This window comes from Clostridium sp. 1001275B_160808_H3 (assembly GCF_015550425.1).
Taxonomy (GTDB): domain Bacteria; phylum Bacillota; class Clostridia; order Clostridiales; family Clostridiaceae; genus Clostridium.
Window position 1 is genome coordinate 250,046 of sequence record NZ_JADNAT010000001.1, and the last position, 20,976, is coordinate 271,021.

The 20,976-nt window shown below is 28.5% G+C and carries 21 protein-coding genes and 1 riboswitch; all 21 genes read right to left on the reverse strand.

The window, feature by feature from the left end:
- Positions 1-76 precede the first annotated feature (76 nt).
- The 21 genes from I2A75_RS01200 to I2A75_RS01300 all read right to left on the reverse strand — a co-directional run bounded on the left by I2A75_RS01200 (position 77) and on the right by I2A75_RS01300 (position 20,928).
- Positions 77-1,276 carry a DHHA1 domain-containing protein gene (locus I2A75_RS01200; RefSeq protein ID WP_195262645.1) on the reverse strand — a complete coding sequence of 400 codons (1,200 nt, stop codon included), beginning with the start codon at positions 1,274-1,276 and terminating at the stop codon, positions 77-79.
- A 12-nt stretch (positions 1,277-1,288) separates the two neighbouring features.
- Complete coding sequence (locus I2A75_RS01205; protein WP_195262646.1) at positions 1,289-2,221, reverse strand: serine hydrolase; 933 nt, start codon at positions 2,219-2,221, stop codon at positions 1,289-1,291.
- A 199-nt stretch (positions 2,222-2,420) separates the two neighbouring features.
- The gene (locus I2A75_RS01210; protein WP_195262647.1) at positions 2,421-3,254 is read right to left on the reverse strand and encodes a MetQ/NlpA family ABC transporter substrate-binding protein; all 834 of its coding nucleotides are present in this window, start codon (positions 3,252-3,254) and stop codon (positions 2,421-2,423) included.
- 136 nt (positions 3,255-3,390) lie between these two features.
- Entirely contained in the window at positions 3,391-4,029 is a 639-nt protein-coding gene (locus I2A75_RS01215) for a methionine ABC transporter permease (RefSeq protein ID WP_195262648.1), read from the reverse strand.
- The gene (locus tag I2A75_RS01220; protein WP_195262649.1) at positions 4,029-5,066 is read right to left on the reverse strand and encodes a methionine ABC transporter ATP-binding protein; all 1,038 of its coding nucleotides are present in this window, start codon (positions 5,064-5,066) and stop codon (positions 4,029-4,031) included. The genes I2A75_RS01215 and I2A75_RS01220 overlap by 1 nt, the downstream gene beginning before the upstream one ends.
- A gap of 93 nt (positions 5,067-5,159) precedes the next feature.
- Positions 5,160-5,307: riboswitch (SAM riboswitch) on the reverse strand.
- A gap of 94 nt (positions 5,308-5,401) precedes the next feature.
- On the reverse strand, positions 5,402-5,698 hold the full coding sequence (locus tag I2A75_RS01225; RefSeq protein WP_195262650.1) for a DUF503 domain-containing protein: 297 nt from the start codon (positions 5,696-5,698) through the stop codon (positions 5,402-5,404).
- A gap of 133 nt (positions 5,699-5,831) precedes the next feature.
- Positions 5,832-7,313: a 4-alpha-glucanotransferase gene (gene malQ / locus I2A75_RS01230; RefSeq protein WP_195262651.1), complete on the reverse strand. Its 1,482-nt coding sequence runs from the start codon at positions 7,311-7,313 to the stop codon at positions 5,832-5,834.
- A 215-nt stretch (positions 7,314-7,528) separates the two neighbouring features.
- Complete coding sequence (locus tag I2A75_RS01235; RefSeq protein WP_195262788.1) at positions 7,529-8,548, reverse strand: LacI family DNA-binding transcriptional regulator; 1,020 nt, start codon at positions 8,546-8,548, stop codon at positions 7,529-7,531.
- Between the two features lie 95 nt (positions 8,549-8,643).
- A complete protein-coding gene (locus tag I2A75_RS01240; RefSeq protein ID WP_195262652.1) occupies positions 8,644-9,537 on the reverse strand; it encodes a sugar ABC transporter permease in 894 nt (297 codons plus the stop codon).
- 1 nt (position 9,538) lies between these two features.
- Positions 9,539-10,456 (reverse strand): sugar ABC transporter permease, encoded by a 918-nt coding sequence (locus I2A75_RS01245; protein WP_195262653.1) that lies wholly within the window; start codon positions 10,454-10,456, stop codon positions 9,539-9,541.
- A gap of 61 nt (positions 10,457-10,517) precedes the next feature.
- Positions 10,518-11,726: a maltose ABC transporter substrate-binding protein gene (locus tag I2A75_RS01250; protein WP_195262654.1), complete on the reverse strand. Its 1,209-nt coding sequence runs from the start codon at positions 11,724-11,726 to the stop codon at positions 10,518-10,520.
- 119 nt (positions 11,727-11,845) lie between these two features.
- Positions 11,846-12,793 carry a helix-turn-helix domain-containing protein gene (locus I2A75_RS01255; RefSeq protein ID WP_195262655.1) on the reverse strand — a complete coding sequence of 316 codons (948 nt, stop codon included), beginning with the start codon at positions 12,791-12,793 and terminating at the stop codon, positions 11,846-11,848.
- Positions 12,794-13,066: 273 nt separating this feature from the next.
- On the reverse strand, positions 13,067-13,258 hold the full coding sequence (locus I2A75_RS01260; RefSeq protein WP_195262656.1) for a peptidylprolyl isomerase: 192 nt from the start codon (positions 13,256-13,258) through the stop codon (positions 13,067-13,069).
- 210 nt (positions 13,259-13,468) lie between these two features.
- On the reverse strand, positions 13,469-14,011 hold the full coding sequence (locus tag I2A75_RS01265; protein ID WP_195262657.1) for a phosphatase PAP2 family protein: 543 nt from the start codon (positions 14,009-14,011) through the stop codon (positions 13,469-13,471).
- A 29-nt stretch (positions 14,012-14,040) separates the two neighbouring features.
- A complete protein-coding gene (locus I2A75_RS01270) occupies positions 14,041-14,667 on the reverse strand; it encodes a thioester domain-containing protein (RefSeq protein ID WP_195262658.1) in 627 nt (208 codons plus the stop codon).
- A 201-nt stretch (positions 14,668-14,868) separates the two neighbouring features.
- Complete coding sequence (locus tag I2A75_RS01275) at positions 14,869-15,183, reverse strand: PTS lactose/cellobiose transporter subunit IIA (RefSeq protein ID WP_195262659.1); 315 nt, start codon at positions 15,181-15,183, stop codon at positions 14,869-14,871.
- Positions 15,184-15,201: 18 nt separating this feature from the next.
- Complete coding sequence (locus I2A75_RS01280) at positions 15,202-16,536, reverse strand: PTS sugar transporter subunit IIC (protein WP_195262660.1); 1,335 nt, start codon at positions 16,534-16,536, stop codon at positions 15,202-15,204.
- A gap of 42 nt (positions 16,537-16,578) precedes the next feature.
- A complete protein-coding gene (locus tag I2A75_RS01285) occupies positions 16,579-16,884 on the reverse strand; it encodes a PTS sugar transporter subunit IIB (protein WP_195262661.1) in 306 nt (101 codons plus the stop codon).
- A 33-nt stretch (positions 16,885-16,917) separates the two neighbouring features.
- Complete coding sequence (locus tag I2A75_RS01290; protein WP_195262662.1) at positions 16,918-18,357, reverse strand: glycoside hydrolase family 1 protein; 1,440 nt, start codon at positions 18,355-18,357, stop codon at positions 16,918-16,920.
- A 288-nt stretch (positions 18,358-18,645) separates the two neighbouring features.
- Positions 18,646-19,374, reverse strand: a complete 729-nt coding sequence (locus tag I2A75_RS01295; protein ID WP_195262663.1) for a MurR/RpiR family transcriptional regulator — start codon at positions 19,372-19,374, stop codon at positions 18,646-18,648.
- 147 nt (positions 19,375-19,521) lie between these two features.
- Positions 19,522-20,928, reverse strand: a complete 1,407-nt coding sequence (locus I2A75_RS01300) for a GH1 family beta-glucosidase (RefSeq protein WP_195262664.1) — start codon at positions 20,926-20,928, stop codon at positions 19,522-19,524.
- Between the last annotated feature and the right edge of the window lie 48 nt (positions 20,929-20,976).

Here is a 20,976-nt window from a genome sequence, read left to right on the forward strand (position 1 = left end):
AGTCCTAATATCTTCATTAATTATTAGAAAAACATAAAAGCTACTCCAAATTCTCAAATCTAGGAGTAGCTTTCCATTAAATTTCATTTTCTTTTACTTTATTTTTGATACTATTAATATAATTTTCAATATCTATATTTTCTCCTGATCCTTGAGCCAATATTTTATTTCCTCCACCTTTTCCCTTTATTTCCTTAATTGATTCTTTTAAAAGTTGCCCCATATTAACTTTCTCCAACTCTTTAGAGCATGAAAATAATATATTGGATTTATTATTATTTATAGTTGCAAATAAACAAATAATATTACCTCTATCAACTAATCTATTAGCTAATTTTCTTATATAATCAATACTTCTTTCATTAAATATCTTTGTTATAATTGTCAAATCAGTTTCTTTACTTGAATTAAGGATCATATTTTCTATTTCATATTCTATAAGATCTTCTTCTAGTTTTCTTTTTAAATTATTCAAACCGTCTATATTATTTTTTAAATTTTTAATACTATTTAATGCCTCTTCCTCATTACTACTTAAATAATTACATATATCTTTTAATACTTTATCTTTAAATAAAGAATCTTTAATTGCTCTTTCTCCAGCTAAAAACTCAATTCTAGTATTATCTTTATTTTTTTCGTGTTTTCTAATTTTAATTAATTTTAAATCTAAAGTTTTCTTTGGATGAACCCCACAACAAGCATTAATATCTAAATCACCAATTTTAACAACTCTTATTTCTTCTTCTGTATTAGGCAAATCTCTTCTTAAATTCATATTTTCCAGCTCTTTTTCGCTAGGTACTAAGCTCTCTACTAAAATATTTTCTCTTATTATCTCATTTGCCATTTTTTCAGCTTTTCTTATTTGATCTTCAGTTAAATACCCAATAATATCTACTGTGCTAATATCTTTTCCTAAATGAATACTTAATGTATTTCTATTAAAAAGTTTAAAAAAGCATCCTGATAATACATGTTGAGCTAAATGCTGATGCATTCCATCTTCTCTTCTATCCCAATCAATCTTACCTTTAACGTTAATTTGGTCTGATATATCTTCTGAAACAACATGATATATTTCCCTATTTTCTTCATATACATCTAATACCTTTACTCCATTTAACTCACCTAAATCACAAACTTGGCCTCCACCACCTGGGAAAAATGCTGTTCTATCTAAGGCTAAATGAAATTTACTATCTATTTTTTTAATACCTACAATTTTTGCTTCAAAGTCTTTTAAATATTGATCTATGTAATATAATTTTTCCATATTTTTCACCTATTAATAATCTTCCTCAACCATTAAGTATATTTCTTTTGATATATTTGCTATCATTTCATAGGCTTCATTACCCCAATCTAAAAGGTATCTTTCATCTTCACTTCCATTTTCATAAGGCTCCTCACTTAAATCACCTATGTCCTTTGTTAATATTACTATTATATAAGGATCTTTAGCATATACTATTCCAAAATCATGATAATATCTATAATAATCTCCAATTTTATGCGATACTATATCATAAGGCACATATTTATCTATTCTATCATGAAATACAGTTTCTTTCATGTATTCTATAAGTTTTTCATAGTAAGGATTATTATCTGGATTTTCATATAATCTTTTTAATACTATATATAGCTGCTCTGCTGTAATATAATTTTCATAAGGAATACTATCATCTTCCGTTATACCTCTTAAATAATCTGTTAATGATATATCGCTTATTCTATGTAACATATTTTTAGCAACATTATCTGATTCAACAATAGATAAATAAACAGCTTCTCCAATAGTTATGTCCGGCACTTCTGGCAAGTAGTATAAAACTCCACTTCCACCTTCACTATCTGCTTCTTCATAATAAATAGTATCTTCTAATGATATTGTACCTTCAAAAACTTGATCTAAAATCATCATACATAAAGGTACTTTCGTTGTACTTGCTGCTACATAATATTTATCTGCATTTAATATATATTCCTCATTTGTATTTAGATTCTTATAGTATATAGATATATTATCCTTATAATCTCCTACTATTTCATCTATCTTTTTATCTATATTTGAACCTATCTTCTCATCCATATTTTCGTCTTTTATGCTATTTGTTATAAAATTACTTTTATCACACTCTATAACTTCCTCTTTTTTAGTACATCCTTGTAAAAATAATATGAGTATAATAATTGATAAAACATGTACTTTTTTCATCTATGCCCCCTATTTCAAAGCATTATTTTAATTATATTTTTATAATTATTATATCATATATAAATTCTTATAATTCTAAATGCAAATTAAAAGAGCAAGTAAAAGCTTATTTTCTTACTTACTCTTCCATTTTAATTTTTATATTTTACTATATTTCTTTTCAATAAATCTCTTAAATTCTTTATATTTTAATTAATTTCTAGAAAGCTGGAATTACTGATCCATTATATTTCTCTTCAATAAATTTCTTAACTTTATCTGATGTTAAAGCCTTTGTTAAAGCTTGTATTTTATCACTATCTTCGTTTCCTTTTTTTACAGCCAATACATTATAATATTTTTTTGAAGCATCGTTAGTTGCATCTTCTAAATAAATAGCATTTTCAGCTGGATTCAATCCTGCTTCAAGGGCATAGTTTCCATTAATAACGGCAATACCTACTTCTTCTAAAACTCTTGGTAATTGAGCCGCTTCAAGCTCTTCAAATTTAAGTTTCTTAGGATTCTCTGTTATATCATTTGGTGTAACTAATTCACCGTCTTTTAACTTTATTAACCCTGCACCTTCTAGTACTCTTAAAGCTCTTGCTTCATTTGATGGATCATTTGGTACTGCAACTGTCGCTCCTTCTTCTAATTCATTTAAATCCTTAATATTAGAAGAATAAACCCCTAAAGGTTCTAAGTGAATACCTTTTGTATAAGTTAAATCTAAGCCTTTTCCTTCATTAGTTTCATCTAAATATGCAATTGTTTGGAAGTAGTTTGCATCTAATTCACTTTCTGATAAAGCTGTGTTAGGTGTTACATAATCTGTAAACTCTACTATTTTTACTGTATATCCTTCTGCCTCAAGATCAGGTTTTATCTCTTCTACTATTTCCTTATGAGGAACTGGAGTAACCCCTATTGTTATTGTTTTATCTTCACTCTTTGCCCCTGTTTCATTTTCCTTATTTGCATTTCCACAACCTATTAAACTTATTGCTAAAGCCCCTGTTAATAATAATGATAAAATTGATTTTTTTTTCATTTCTTTAACCCCCTCGAAATAATTGATAATGCATAATTGACAATTGATAATTTAGGATATAACTCTTATAGAGTTCTTTTAGTTAAATGTCTTTCATACATTTATCTTCTATATATTAATTTAATTTTTATAAACTTTATTTTGATAATTTTTTATATAGATAGTTTCCTAGTGACTGTAATGCTTGTACGATTATTATTAGAATTATTACTGTCACAATCATAACATCTGTTTGATATCTTTGATATCCATATCTTATTGCTACATCACCAAGTCCGCCACCACCTACTGTTCCAGCCATAGCTGAATATCCTATTATACTTATCACAGTTAATGTTAATCCTGATATTATTGATGGAACTGCCTCTTTTAGCATAACCTTAAAAATTATTTGTGTATTAGATGCCCCAAATGATTTGGCTGCTTCTACAACTCCTGGATCTACTTCTTTTAAGGATGATTCTATTATTCTTGCTACAAAAGGTGCTGCTGCTATTGTTAGTGGAACTATAGCTGCTGGTGTACCAATTGACTTTCCTACTATTAACTTTGTAAGTGGTATTATTGCTACCATTAAAATTAAAAATGGGAACCCTCTTAATATATTTATTATTGTATCTAAAACTCTATATATAATCTTGTTAGGATTTAATCCATTCGGAGCTGTAACTACTAATATAATTGCTGGTATAAATCCTAATATAAGCGAAAATAATGTTGAGAAAAAAACCATTGCAATTGTTTTATTAAACGCTGGTATTAATATTTCTGACATTAATTAAGCACCTCCAATACCACATTTTTACTTTCTAAATATTCTATTACTCTTTCTTTATCATTTAGATCTACATTTATTACTAAGTTCCCAAGCACATCTTCTCTAAATTTTTCTAATTTCCCCCAAACTATTGAAAAATCTATATCTAACTCTCTAGCCATTTTTGTAATAATAGCATTTTCTGATGATGTACTTGGAAAAAATAGCTTTATGTTAATCCCATTTGTAGGTAGTAACTCATCATCCTGCTCTCCTAAAAATTTCTTAAGAGAGATTTCTGGTTTTAAAAATAAGTCCTCTGAATTACCTTCTGCTTTTAAAATGCCCCCTTCTATTAAAGCAACTTTTTCACAAACCTCTTTAACTACCTCCATTTGATGGGTAACAATTACAATTGTTATACCTAATTCTTTATTTATCTTTGATAAAAGTGATAGTATATCTTTTGTTATTTTAGGATCTAGAGCTGAAGTAGCTTCATCACAAAGTAAAATCTTAGGCTCTAATGCTAAAGCCCTTGCTATTGCTACTCTTTGCTTTTGTCCGCCACTTAAGCTTGCTGGTTTTACATCTGCTTTTTCTGAAAGTCCTACTAAATCTAGAAGTTCAGCTACTCTGTCCTTTATTCTTTCTTTCTTAAATTTATTATAGCTACAAGACTTTATTCCTTTTTCTTTATTTTCAATCTTATATTTTTTATATTCTTCTTCATATCCCCATACATCTAATGGTAATGCTATATTTTCAGATACTGTTTTTCTATTGAGCAAATTGAATCCTTGAAATATCATTCCTAGCTTTTTTCTAAACTCCCTAAGCTCTAGTCCATTCAGTTTTTTAACTTCTCTTCCCATTACTGTAATTGATCCATTTTCATAGCTCTCTAGGCCATTTATGCATCTAAGTAATGTAGATTTTCCTGCCCCACTATGCCCTATAATTCCGTATATTTCTCCTTCTTCTATCTTAAGTGAAACTCCCTTTATAACTTCAACATCATTGAATCTTTTACTTAAGTTATTAATTTTAATCACAAGTCATTCCCCCTTTTATGAAACTTAAAGCAAAATAAAAAGCGCACCGGAGAATAAATCTCTAGTGCGCGTAAATTCACATATTAATCTATTCTCTCATCTATCAGCAAAAAAGCTGCAGGATTTAGCACCAAACTTAATAAGAATAAATTTTATCTAACACAAATTAGACTTATCATTTAATCCTATTACAGGTTGCTGGGTTTCACAGGGCCAGTCCCTCCACCACTCTTGATAAGAAACGTAATCTAATTATTTAATTTTTCTATTGATATTAATATACATTTATTGGATTGGATTGTCAACCCACTACTTTAAATTTTATGTATTTATTTTTATAAGAACTTAAACATAATAACATCCTTTTCTATGTTAATAATCTCCGCATCTGTATTTGACTCAATAAAATTAATTATATTCTCCATTGTAGAATCCACTTGTGAACTACTTGAGCATATTCCTGAAATAGCAATTACTATACTTTGATGAATATCTTGATCTTCTACTTCATTTACTGAAATATTGAATTTATTTTTTAATTTTTGAGTTATACTTTTAACCACCATCCTCTTTTCTTTTAAAGAATGTACCCAGCTTGCTCTTAATTTAACGCTCATTACTAGAACTCTCATTTTCAACCACCTACATTACAATTTTTAGATATTATATATCTTAACATTATTATGAATAAAGCTCATAGAGAATATTCTCTATGAGCTTTATTTATAATTTTTATAGGGGATTACTTTACTAATCTAGTTAAAATTATTTTATTCTGCCATATAATTTTGTTAAATCATAAATTTCTTTTGCTAGTTTATCATTTAAATCCTTTGATGAAGCTCTCCATACCCAGTTACCACCTAATGTAGAAGGCATATTCATTCTTGCATCATTTCCTAACCCCAAGAAGTCTTGCATAGTTGTTATTGCTAAGTAAGCTGGGCTTCCCCATGCTCCTCTTATTAATCCTCTTGCAATTCCTTCTTCATAAGTTAAGTTTAAATACTTCTTGGCTTTTTCTATCTCCTCTTTGCTTCCTGTAACATTGTACCATCCACAAACAGTATCATTATCGTGAGTACCTGTATAGGCTATACAGTTAACTGGATAATTATGAGGTAAGTCTCTGCTATCTCCATCACCAAATCCAAATTGTAATATTTTCATACCTGGAAAACCTGTTGTATCTCTAAGTTTTATAACACCATCAGTCATCATTCCTAAATCTTCTGCTATTATATTAACATCTCCAAGTTTATCTTTTATTGCATCAAATAACTTTATTCCAGGTCCCTTTGTCCACTGTCCAAATTCTGCTGTCTTATTACCATATGGTATTTCCCAATATGCTTCAAATCCTCTAAAATGGTCTATTCTTACTACGTCATATAACTTAAAACTTTCTCTAACCCTATCTATCCACCAGCTATACCCATCTTTATCTAAGTTGACCCAATTATATATTGGATTTCCCCAAAGTTGTCCAGTAGCTGAAAACGTATCTGGTGGACATCCTGCTACCGTTATTGGCATCATATTTTCATCAACATTAAAATACTCTGGATTACTCCATATATCTGCACTATCTTCTGCTACATAAATTGGAATATCGCCTATTATTTCAATTCCATTATCGTTAGCATACTTTTTCAAACTATACCATTGCTTAAAGAACATATATTGAACAAATATCCAATAATCAATTTCATCCTTTAACAATGATTTATAAGAATCTATAGCTTCTTTTTTTCTAAGTCTTATATCATCATCCCAATTTTGCCAACTAACTAAATTAAAATGATTCTTAACAGCCATATATAAAGCATAATCTTCTAACCAAAATTTATTTTCCTCTATAAATTTGTTTATTTCTTTATCATACTTATTTTTAGAGTTTTTATATGCTATTCTTAATACTTTATTTTTATTTATAAACAATTTAGCATAATCTACACTATTTTCATCTGAACCATAGTCTAAGGTTGAATAATCTTCCTTAGCTAATAACTCGTCATTCTCTAACAATTCAAAATCTATAAAATATGGATTACCAGCAAATGCTGAAAAACATTGATATGGTGAATCTCCATAACTAGTTTGTCCTAATGGCAATATCTGCCAATACATTTGTCCGCTTTTTTTCAAAAAATCAACGAAGGCAAACGCTTCCATTCCAAATGTGCCTATTCCATATTTACCTGGTAATGATGAAATATGCATCAATATACCACTACTTCTTTTCATAAATTTTACCTCATTTCTCATAAAACCTATTTCTATATTATAATTATTATTATATATTGAGAATTATTTATAATAAATTATTAATCTATTATATTAATACATAAGAGAGATTTACTTATATGCCTGAGGGCTATAAACAATTTATTTTAAATCTATATATTATATATAATCTATTCATGATAAAAGTTTTCATAATATCATGAATAGATTAATTTTCATTTACTTATCTTGAAATTTGTTGATTCTCTTTCAATCAGCTCTGTATTCAGTATAACGTGTTTATTATCAGTTTTATTAGCTATTAAATCTAGTAATAAATCTACGCTTATCTTCGCCATTTCTACTTTAGGTTGTATTACTGTTGTAATTGCAGGATTATAAAATTCACTAATGTCCATACCATCAAATCCAATTATTGCAACATCTTTTCCTACTTCTAACCCATTATCCTTTATAGCCTTTGCACACCCTACAGCCATTATATCTGATATAGCAAATATAGCTGTAACATCTTTATTGTTCTTCAATAACTTATCTGTTTCTTCATATGCTCCTCTATAATCATAATGTCCTAGAATTTTATAATTTCTATTAAATTCAATGTTATTTTCACTTAATGCCTTTTTATAACCAGCTTCTCTTAAATAACCAATTCCAAAGTCATTTTCATCTCCTAGCATTATAGCTATATTTTTATGCCCATTATTTATTAAATACTGTGTAGCCGAATAAGCAGATTTTTCATTATCTATAGACACTGATGAAAAATTAGAAAACTCTTTCCCATATTTATGATTTATTGACGTTAATACAACCGGTACATTTATATCATTAAAATCATCATTTTTTACATCTGTAAAGTTTCCTCCTAAACAAATTACCCCTTGTAGCCTCTTTTCCTTTATCATGGATATTAAGTTATTCATTTCATCATCACTTAAATAATCATGATGCTCTAAAATCATAGAATATCCAGCTTTAGAAATCCTTTTACTTATTGAGTCTAACATTTCTGAGAAAAATGGATTAAAAACCCCTTTTATTAATACTCCAATATTATTTGTATTATTTTTTTTTAGGTTTCTAGCACTATTATTAGGTATATAATTATTTTCTCTTATTACCTCTAATACTCTTTCTCTAGTTTGTTCTTTTACATCTGGATGATTATTTATAACTCTTGAAACTGTACTAACACCTACCCCAGCAATTCTTGCAATATCTCTTATGTTTATCATAACTCCCTCCAAATTTCGACAAATTATTCGGTATCGTTTCCATTAATTTCTACATTAATTATATCATAAGATTTAATTCAAGGGTAAAATCATTATTCTTTTACTGATCCAGAAACTAATCCACCTGCTATATATTTTTGTAAAAGTGAAAATATAACTACAATTGGTGTAGCTGCCATTACCGCTGCTGCTGAATACATAGTCCAGTTTGCAGAAAATTGATCCTTAATAAATTTTTGTAATCCAGTTACAAGTGTTTGTACATCTGCATTCTTTAATATTGCTGAAGTAAACATAAATTCACTATAAGCTCCTATAAATGCAAATAGGAATATAACTATTAACATATTTCTTAGTAAAGGTAATATTATTACTGAAAATACCTTCCAAGTTGATGCTCCGTCTATATAAGCTGCTTCAACCAATTCATCTGGAATGCCATCTACTGCTCCTTTTAAAAGCCAAATATTATATGCACTACCACCAGCTAATATTAATATTAATACCAATGGTTTATTAGTTAAATTATATGTGAAAACTATACCCATTATTGCTGGTAAAGCCATAGCAGCTGGAAACATTTGAAGAATTAATAAACTCATAAGTCCATTTTTTCTTCCCCAAAATCTTAGTTTAGAAAATGCAAAGGCTGCTGGAACCGATAATACTAATTGAAGAACTGCAACACTTGTACAAATAATCAATGAATTTTTTAGCCATAATAAAAAGTTAGTCTTTTCAAATACCCTTCTATAATTCTCTAAGGTCCATTCTGTTGGAAAAAATGATGTCTGGGTAAATGCATTTCCTTTTGCCATTGATGCAGAAATTACAGCTACTATAGGAAATAACGTTATTAATATCATTATCCATATAAATATTCTTCCAAACCAAGCTGCCCTTACTTCATCAGGTCTTAATTTCTTTTTATATACTATATTTTCTTTTTTTCTTGAAATACTTTTTAAATTTACCTCTGTTTGCATATTAATCAACCTCCTCAAATTGGCCAGATGCCTTCATTTGCGCAAATGAAATTGTTGCAATTATTATAAATATTATTATGCTAAGAGCAGAAGCAATCTCAAATCTTCCAAATTGCATTGAAAGTTTATAATTTACTGATGCTAATATATCTGTATATCCTGCAAACTGAGTATTTAACCTTGGAGGGTTACCTCCTGTAATTAAATAAGCTGATCCAAAGTTATTAAAGTTAAATGCAAATGATGATATTATAAGTGGGTAAGCTGTTTTAGCTATTGAAGGTAAAGTAATATTAGTAAATTGTTTCCACTTAGTAGCTCCATCAACCATTGCTGCTTCATAGTAAACTTCAGGTATTGCAGCTAATGAACCTAAGCAAACATTCATCATATAAGGAAATCCAAGCCATATATTAACCATTAAAATACTCATTCTTGCCAAGTTAGGATCTGTTAACCACTTTATAGGCTCTTGAATTAAGTGTAATTGCATTAATAAATTATTTATTTGTCCATAACTACCATTAAATAAACCTTGAAATGATAGGATTGCAACTGATGCTGGTAGTGCCCAAGGAAGTATCAATATTCCTTTGTAAAATCCTCTTTCTTTAATGTTAGGATTATTTAAAACTAATGCTATTACTAATCCTAATAAAAAGCATCCAAGTGTTGATATTATTGCAAAAATTAAAGTCCATGCAAATACAGGTAAAAATGTTTCCTTAAAAGGGCCTGCTAAAACTTCTATGAAATTAGAAAAACCTACGAAATTAATTTCACCCTTTGAAAACTGAGTATAATCAGTAAAAGCATAGTATACTGTTGATATTACTGGAAATAGTGTAAATATACATATTGAAATAAGTGCTGGTGCTAAAAAATAATAAGCTTTACGACTTTTACTCTTCATGCCCATTTAAAATCCCCCTTTATCTTATATAGAGATAGGTAAACACCTATCTCTATTTAGCTAAATATTATTTTATTTGTTTGATACCTTCTTTTACTTGATTTACTATATTTTCTCCAGCTGTTTTAGCATCTATTTGACCTGAAGTTAATAACTTTAAGTTATTTGCTGCTGGTTCCCACATAGCTTGAACTTCTACTATATTTGGCATTGGCATAGCAACTTTTGCTTGTTCCATAAATGCTTTAGTATATTCATCATCAATTACGTAATCTTTAGCTACAGGAATTCTGCTACCAGTTTTATATACTATATCTTGTCCCTTATTAACGAACTCTTCCATAAGTTTCCAAGCTGTATCTTTATTCTTTGAATTTTCATTAACAAATGAAGTTTGAACACCTAAGAATGTTTGTGGAGCTTTACCATTTAAAGTTGGCATAGGAATTACTCCAAAGTTTAATCCAGCTTCCTTAGCACCTGAAACATCCCATGGACCTGAGAAGTAGAATCCAGCTTTACCTGATGTAAAGTCACCCTTAGCTATATCTCCAGTAATATCTGCTGCCATTAATTTATCTTTATTAACTAAATCTGAAATAAATTGAAGTCCTGCTACTGAACCTTCATTTCCAAGACCTATATCATTAGGATCTAATGTACCATCATTATTTTTATAAACATATCCGCCACCAGCTGATAAGAATGCATATGAGAAGAAGAAATCGTTAACGTTATATTCAAATCCAACTTCCTTTGCCATTGCAACTAAATCTTCCATAGTCTTTGGAACTTCTTTAACTTTATCTTTATTATAGAACATTCCAGTTGTTTCTTGAGCAAATGGAACTGCATAAATCTTTCCATCTATAGTTACTGCATCAACTATACCTTGAGAAGTATATTTATCAGCTGAAACCATTCCTTCTGGAACCTCAGCAATTGCACCTGCTTTTTGGAATGTTCCTAAATTATCATGTGGAACCCCTAATACAAGGTCAGGACCATTATCACTTTGAAGAGCTTGAATCATTTCTTGGAACTTTCCTTGATCTTCAACAACGTTTATTTCAACGTTATTTTCTTCTCCCCAAGCTTTAGCTACCTTTTCAAATTCTTGAACTTCATTAGTAGTAAAGTGTGACCAAACTGTTAAAGTTTTCTTTTCACCATCAGTAGTAGCTCCTTTATCATCCTTTCCACCACAACCAACTAAAGAAGTTGTAGCAATTACACCAGCAATTAAAACTGCTAATAATTTTGAACGTTTTACCATAATAAATTCCTCCCAAAATCTAATTTTAGATCTTTATATTTATAAACCCTTTTAGGTTTATTAACTAATTTAATGTTAATGTTTACAGGTAACCTTACCGGTATCGTTCCCATAAAATTTTATAAATTACTCCTATGCCATGATTCCTTCCACAATAGAAATAGAATTTTAAATTCTACTGCTTCATTAAAATTCGATATATCATAATTCACTATTTTCTTTATTTTATCTATTCTATAAAATAAAGTATTTCTATGAATATATAACTTATCTGCAGACTCACTTATTTTTAAACCTTCACTAAAAAATATTTCTATAGTCTTTATAAGATCATCATCCAATTTAGAAAAAGTATCATTATATTGTCTATATATTCTATTAATTTCTTTTTCTTCTACATTTTTTATCATTTTTTCTAAAAGCAATGAGTTTTCAGTATATATTTTTGATGGTAATTCATATTTTAAACAAATTTCTAAGTTTGCTTTAAGATGCTCAAATTTTTCTTTCAACTCATTATACTCATTAATGTTACAATAACTTATATAACATTTATCTGTTATACTCTTTTTTATTCCTAGAAGAATTTCTTTAATACTATCATTACTGATATCATTTTTACTTATTATAAGAATATATTCATCTTGAATGACCATTATACTCTCATCTTCTAAATACTTTTTCTCTATTAACTTTATAGCCTTAGACTGCTTGTCCTTTAAATAAACTAATATTAATTTAAAAGGCTTGTCTTTTATTACTTCTTTAAGAATGTCATTAGAAAATTCTTTCCCCTTTATTATATCTGATATTATTTCTTCTTTTGACTTCACTGCATTGCTTAACTCTTGTTCTAAGCAATATTTTAATAAACTAATACAGTTACTGTAGTTTTCATATGTTTCTAGCAGCAACTCTTCTGTTGGCATTTTTAAAATACTACTTACAATTTTCGAATTATTTCCTTGTAAAAAATTAGCTATTACAGATCCATCTTTTTCACTTATCTTGAAGGGAATTTGAATTTCTTCACTTATTTTTTGGAAAGAGTTTTTTAACCCATACATAAGCTTCCCCCATTATAAAACAATTTTATATTTTCTTAATCTCCTGAAATAGGTAACGTTTCCAGAAAATAATAAATTGTTTTAGCTTTTTTATTTACCTTTATCTTAATTTGATTATACTCTTGCAATCGTTTTTATTCAATAGTATTTTATCACAATTAGATGCATATTTTTTGTGATTTTTCACAAAATCTATTACCCATCCTTTATATATCAATATAAAAGGCTAACTAAAAAAATTCCAAAATTAATATTTTTAGTTAGCCTTTCACTCTATTTCATTTTTTTCATAGCTTTTTTCATATCATTCATCATATTTTTCATACTTTCCTTAGCATTCTCACCCATGTCCCCAACTTTATCTGCTAACTCTGATATTTCTTCTGCTATTTCCTGAGTCATCTTTCCTGACTTTACTTGCTTATATAGTCTTTTCATTTTATTTTCTATTTCTTCCATAACCATAATTTATACCTCCTAAATGAATATATCATTATATTTTGCTTTAAATTTAATTTTATACACATTAGGAGAATTTAATTATTGAATCTCCAGGTAAAAATGGAGTTACCACTAATCCGTTTTCAAAAAATATTATTATAAACAATATAATTATATGATTCATAATAAATGCATATAGTACATAATTCTTAATAAATAAAAAAACTACCATATTCATGATAGTTTTTTTATTTTTATATTATTTATAACTTCTATAGTAGCTAAACTACATGAAATTCCTAGTACTATTCCTCCAATTATATCTGATGGATAATGTACAAATAAATATAATCTCGAAAAGGCAACAAGAGCTGCAAAAAAATAAAATAAGTATCTCCAGTTCTTTATATAATACCCAAGTACCACAGCTGCGGCAAATGAAGATGCAGTATGTCCCGACGGAAATGAATATGATAAAGGTGCCTTAATTATTATTTCTATATCTGGAAAAGTTATAAAGGCTCTTGGCCTTTGTATAATATTTTTTATAATTCCTTCACCAATAATACTTGTTACAGCTAAAGCAATTAACATTGTGAATCCAATTTTTCTGTATTTTTTACTTATTAATAAAATTATGCCTATTACTATCCATACAAATCCTCTATCTCCTAGTTTAGTTATAAATATCATCATGGAATCCATTAGAGGACTTGAAAAATAATTTCTAATAAATCGTAATATACTTATATCTATTAAATTTATATACTCCCACATGTTTCCCCCATTATTTTTGAACCTATAATTTACTTCCCATATATAGAACTTCCCTCTATATTTTTTCTTTCTGCATTCCTCATATTTTCTTCTCTTAACTTACTTTGTTCATTTTTGATTAAAGCTATATCTTGTATATTATCATTAGAGTAATATAGCATATATTCATTACTATATGACTGCTCATCTTTTCTTATTCCTTCATTATAGATCTTTTTTATAGCTTCTACAACTCTAGTATCACCTTTAAATCCATTTACATCATATCCTTCAACAAAACTCCATACAGCAATTTGAGTTGCAAAATATGCTTCTTCTTCTGAATAAAGCTTTAATTCACTATAACTTTTGCTTGGATAGCCTGAAGCTAGTATTCCTGCTAGTTGCTTTGTTGCATATCCATTTTCCTTAAATGTTTCTCCCTTTGGATAAGACTTATCTATCTCCAAGCAATATCCTATTTGATTTGTTTCTACTTCCCTTATCATTTTTGCTTTAATATTAAAATTTTCATATTCAACTTCACCTACATAATAATTATCAGTTGTTATTTTAACTTCATTGTTAAGTTTAGTAGCCCAATAACTATAGCTCCAATTACATAATATTAAAGTTAACACAACAATAATTAATACATTTTTCCATTTACTTTTCATTTTATCCCTCCTACTAGCTGTCTCAATACTATTTTTATCAATTTACAGCTAAATATACTAATTAAGAGGGTTAATTTTTAACTCTTACTTTGCTAATAATCACCATATTATATGCATAATTACTTTTGTATTCACTAAAAATAATTAAGGTAGCATCAATTTATTTCTGATGCTACCTTAATATATATTTTACACGAATATTTAATTCTTTTTGAATTCCTTATTCATTTCTATAAGCTCTATTGCTATATCTTTTATAGTTTCTGCACTTATTAGTTGATCTTCAGCGTGCATTATTATTAAAGAAAACTCAAGCTTTTCACCATTTGCTTCCTTATGAATCAATCCAGAATGTGCATGATGCCCCTCTAATAAAAACCCTTTAGCCTCTTCTATTTTCTTTTCTGCTTCATCATAATTACCATTTCTAGCTTCTCTTATTGCTTCCATAGCTAAAGATTTAGCCATACCTACATTGCTTATAATTTCAAATGCAACTAATTCTAGTTCATTCATTTCTTATTCTCCTAACTGTTACATAGTTTCTGTATTTGAATTTAATTCTTCTTGTGCTTTCATAGCTGCCTTATTAGATGCTATAACGAAAGGTGCATAAATTAATACACTGACTGCTAGACACACAAATCCTACTACAAGTCCCATAAATACTCCACCAGTTCCTATAAACGGAATAAGTGGTCCTGGAGTAGTCCAAACAGCACCATAAGCTATAGGTGGAATAATCTTAAGCACTATTGCCCCATATCCAATAAGAACATTTACTATAGGTACTAATATGAATGGTATTATATATATTGGATTTAAAACTATTGGTAAACCAAATATTACTGATTCATTAATATTGAATAATCCAGGTCCTATAGATAATTTAGCAATATCTCTTTGATCCTTTGCTTTAGAGAATATGAATATTGCTATAAGTAATCCAAGTGTCATACCTGAACCACCATAGTTAGCAAAAGCATCAGTTAAAACCCAAGTTGTTGGGTATGGTGCACCCCATGCTGTTCCATTTGCTTGTGCGAAAGCTAGGTTAGCTGCATTTGGTTCAGCAAACATAGTTTCTCTTACTGCTGCTATAGTATTAGGTCCATGAATACCCATTATCCATAATAAATTTGATACTAAAACCATAATTACTACTGAGAAGATGTTATCTCCAAGTTTAGTTAATGGGGCTTGTAATACATTATAAATCATAGTATGAATTCCGCCACCATTAGTAATTTTACCTAATATAAAGTTAAGAATTGAGAAACCAACTGTTACTATTATTATAGGTAATAATATTTTAAAAGTTCTAGATACTGCTGGAGGTACTTGTTCTGGCATCTTAATTTCAAGTTTAGGACTCTTAGAAAGCCTTGATAAAAATTCACCTACTAATAATCCAACTATTATTGCAACGAATAGACCTTGAGGTCCCATGTATTGCATTGTAATACTTCCATCTACTGCTGATGGATACATTATAAAGAATACTGATACTGAAGTAAGTCCAGTTAATAAGTCATCTGCACCTAAAGATCTTGCAAGATTCCTTGCTATTAAAAATGCTATAAAGATTGCTAAAATGTTTAAAGATCCATTTAATACAGGTGCAAATATTGCTTGATAGTCTGCTAAATTAGGAATTAAATCTCCTAAGTGAATAAGTTTAGCTATAAACCCATCTGGATGAAGTAAAACATTATTTATTAATACCATTAATGAACCTGCCATTGTTAATGGGAAGGTTAAGATAAATGCATCCCTAATTGCAACAATATGTCTTTGTGCATTTAACTTTGTTGCAATTGGAACAAGTATTTTTTCCATGCTGTTTTCTAATTTCGTCATAACGCTCATTGTTTTTCCCCCTTATATTTTTTTTATTTATTAAACCTCTTGTTAAATTCCAAGAGTTTTTAATACTTGATCTAATATTGCTTTTCCATTCATTGTTCCATATAATCTCATATCTATAACTTCTACAGGTATTCTACCCTTAACTAAAGCATCTACTTGTGGTTTTTGGAACCTTACTTGTGGTCCTAATAAAACTATATCAACATTATCAATTACCCTTGAACATTCTGAAACTGGTAAGGCATCAATATTAATTTCTATTCCTTTTTCCTTTGCTGCTGCCTTCATCTTATTTACTAAAAGACTTGTAGACATTCCCGCTGCACATACTAATAAAATATTTTTCATAATAATTCCTCCTAAAATTTATTTTTAATATAATTAAAGTTCTTCTCCATTAGTTGCTATTACATTTTTATACCAATAAAAACTCTTCTTTTTAATACGTCTTAAATCCTTTTCATCTTTTTCATCTCTATCTACATAAACAAAGCCATATCTCTTTTGATAGCCATTAAGCCAGCTTAATAAATCTGTAAATGACCATGTACAATATCCTAGTAACTCTACTCCATCTGTTATAGATTCTTTGCAAGCTAAAATATGATTTCTTATAAATTCTATTCTATAGTCATCATTTATAATATCGTTATCTTCAAGCTTATCAAATTCACCTAACCCATTTTCAGTTACTAATATTGGTAGCCTATATCTGCTATTTATTCTTCTTATCCCTATTCTAAGACCAGTTGGATCGATTTCCCAATCCCAATTTGTTCTTTCTAAATTAGGATTTTTTATAGTTTTAAAATTTCCTGGAATTCCATAATCCTTAGATGTTCCTTTTTTTCCTGATGTATTTATTTCTTCAAAATTACTTATTCCATCTATGGAGTTTGCCTCTACTGTTTCACTTCTATAATAGTTTATTCCTATAAAATCAGGCTTTCCTCTTTCTAAAAGCTCTAAATCTCCATCTTCAATCTCTGGAGCTATTCCTTCTTTTTCATACCTACTTAAAGCAAAAGCTGGATAGTTACCAAAGCAATATACATCTAGCCACCAGTGACAGTTCATATCCTCAGCATTTTCTCTTGCTAAAACATCTTCTGGCTTACATGTATAAGCATAATTAGGAGTAAATGCAAAGCTTGGACCAATCATTCCATTAGATACATATTGCCTAAAAGATTCTATTGCCTTTGCATTTGCTAAACTTGCAATATGATTTGCTTTAAGCATCCTTTTATCATCTTGTATCTTTGGTGGATGTATTCCTATCTTATATCCTAAAAGTATAAATACATTTTGCTCATTTAAAGTTATCCAGTACTTAACTCTATCTCCATATCTCTTATAAAGTGTTATGCAATAATTATTGAAATCATCTATTATCTCTCTAGATTCCCATCCTCCATATAAATCCTGGAGATGTTGTGGTAAATCCCAGTGATATATTGTAATAATTGGTTTTATATCGTTAGCAATAAGCTCATTTATAAGGTTATCATAAAACTCTAAGCCTTTTTCATTTACCTTACCTCTTCCTTCTGGATAAATCCTGCTCCATGATATTGAAAACCTATAGGCTTTTAATCCCATCTCTTTCATTAAAGCTATGTCCTCTTTAAACCTTTTATAATGATCTACGGCGACCTTTCCATTAGTTCCTTTATAGGTTGTCCCGGGCAATTCAGTGAAGGTATCCCAAATACTTAATCCTTTTCCATCAATATTATAAGCCCCTTCAACTTGATATGCTGCTGAAGCACTTCCCCATAAAAAACCCTCTTTAAATTTATCTAGCTTTTTATGAATCAAGATTCCCTCCTCCCTTCTTGCTTGTTGATTATATTATATCTTAAAAAATACTCTTTGTAATCATTTGCATACCTTAAAAAAACACACTTCCAGCTTATATAATTTGTTCCATAAATATAACAAATTGTTTTAACTAAAATAAGTATTTAATATACTATTTTAATGTTTGTATCTATGAAATAGAACTATTAAATAACACCATATTTCTTACAATTTACTATCAAAGTTCTATAAAACATAAATATATAAAATTTATTTTTAAAATTATAAAGGATAGATGCTTTACATCTATCCTTTATAATTTCTATACAGCTTCCTGCCGATAGTTTCAATAATGTATAATGCTGGAATTTGTGTCGTTATATCATGTTCTCCATTCTTTTCTTCTTGAACATAATATCCAATATTTATATCGCATATTTTGGCTAAAGTCGAATCTTCATTATTAGTAATGCTTATCGATTTACATCCTTTTCGCTTTAAGTTATTCATATGCTCTATTACTGTTGGTGTTTCACCAGATACAGAAAATGCAATAGCAACATAATTTTCTGTACATTTAATATTAATTGGATAAAACGGATCATCTATATATATAGCATTTCGTCCTATTGCAGAAATATATCTTGCAGCATACTTTGATAGTATACCTGAAAAACCTATTCCAACAAAAATTATATTACTTGCTTTATCTAATACATCACAAACTCTATCTATCTTATCTCTATAATCCTTAGTTTGTGCTTTTTTTAAGAAATCTATTATCATTGATGTATTATCAGTTAAATGCTTTTCTTTTCCTTCTTCTATATACATCTTAAATTTTAATTTAAATTCTGAAAAGCCTTCACAATCTAGCTTTTTACAAAACCTTAAAATTGTAGTTGTAGATACATGAGCTTCGTTTGCTAATTCTCTTATTCTCATGTAAATTACTTTTTCACTATTTTTCATTATATAATTATAAAGTGATAATTCTAACTCATTTAAATTTTGTATTTTATTATAGCTAAACATTGCTCATCTCCTTTTCCTAGAAATAATCTTTTAATTATTTCTACATATATTAATATACATTAAATATTTATATTTTTTATTTTCAAAAGGCTGAAATCTATCTATTTAAGACTTCAGCCATGTAAATATAAGTATATTTTATTATACTTAAATATCTTCTCCTCTAGTTTCTATTATATTTTTATACCAATGGAAAGATGCCTTTTTCTTTCTCTCTAGGTTATTTTTATGGTCTACATATATAAATCCATATTGTTTTTTATAACCATTCAACCAGCTTAATAAATCGATAACTGACCATGCATAATATCCTTTTAAATTTATTCCTTCTTTAATTGCATTTTTTACAGCTTTTAAATGTGCTTCAATAAATTTAATTCTAGGTATATCTACTATTTCATCCTCTATAATAGGATCTTCATCTCCTAATCCATTTTCAGTTATATATATTTTTACATCTCCATATCTTTCTTTAAGCATTCTTAGTCCATCTAAAAATGCTTCAGGAGATATCTCCCATCCCCACTTAGTATATTTTTTATCCTCCATTTTAACTGTTCTATAAAAACCATCAAATGAAGGGTTTCCTGGTGCTCCTGTTGAATTTTCTCTATTTCTTTCAACTTCTTCATCTATATTATTTTTCATTACCCTTTGAGGCTGATAATAATTTAGTCCTATAAAATCATTTTTATCTGAAGCATTTTTAATTATCTCTAATTCTTCCTCATTCCAATCAATTTTAACGCCGTGCTTACTAATTATATCTACAACATATTTAGGATATTCACCTTTTAATATAGGATCATAGAACCAATGTGTATCGATTTCATTTGCATGCTTAGCTGCCAATATATTTTCTTCCTTATCATCTATACTAAATGCTGGAGAAAATACATGAGTAATTCCTATCTCACCATATTGTTTTAACTTTTTATATAAATCAACTGATTTCGCATGAGCTAAAAATACATTGTGGGTAGCTTGGAAATATTTATTTAAATCTCCAACTATAGCTGGTGGATGTGCTCCTGCCAAGTATCCTAATCCACAAAATACAACTGTTTCATTAAATGTAATCCAGTGCTTAACTCTATCTCCAAAAGCTTTATAACAAATTTCAGCATAATTTAAAAATGCATCTATAGTTTCTTTATTTGTCCATCCACCCTTTTCTTCTAGAACTTGTGGTAAATCCCAATGATATAAAGTTACAAATGGAACTATTCCATATTTTAGACATTCATTTATTATATTGTTATAAAATTCTATGCCTTTTGGATTTACTTCTCCAACACCATTTGGTAATATTCTAGGCCATGAAATTGAAAATCTATATGATTCTAATCCCATTTCTGCCATTAGCTTTATATCTTCTTTATATCTATGATAGTGATCTATTGCAATATCACCATTAGTACCTTCAAAAGTTTTTCCTGGAATCTTAGAAAATACGTCCCAATTTGAAAGCCCCTTTCCATCTTCATTCCATGCTCCTTCTACTTGATATGATGCAGATGCTGCTCCAAATAAGAAATCCTTTGCAAACTTCATTTATTTCTTCCTCCCATTTATAAAAATAAGCTTAATTTTATTTCAATA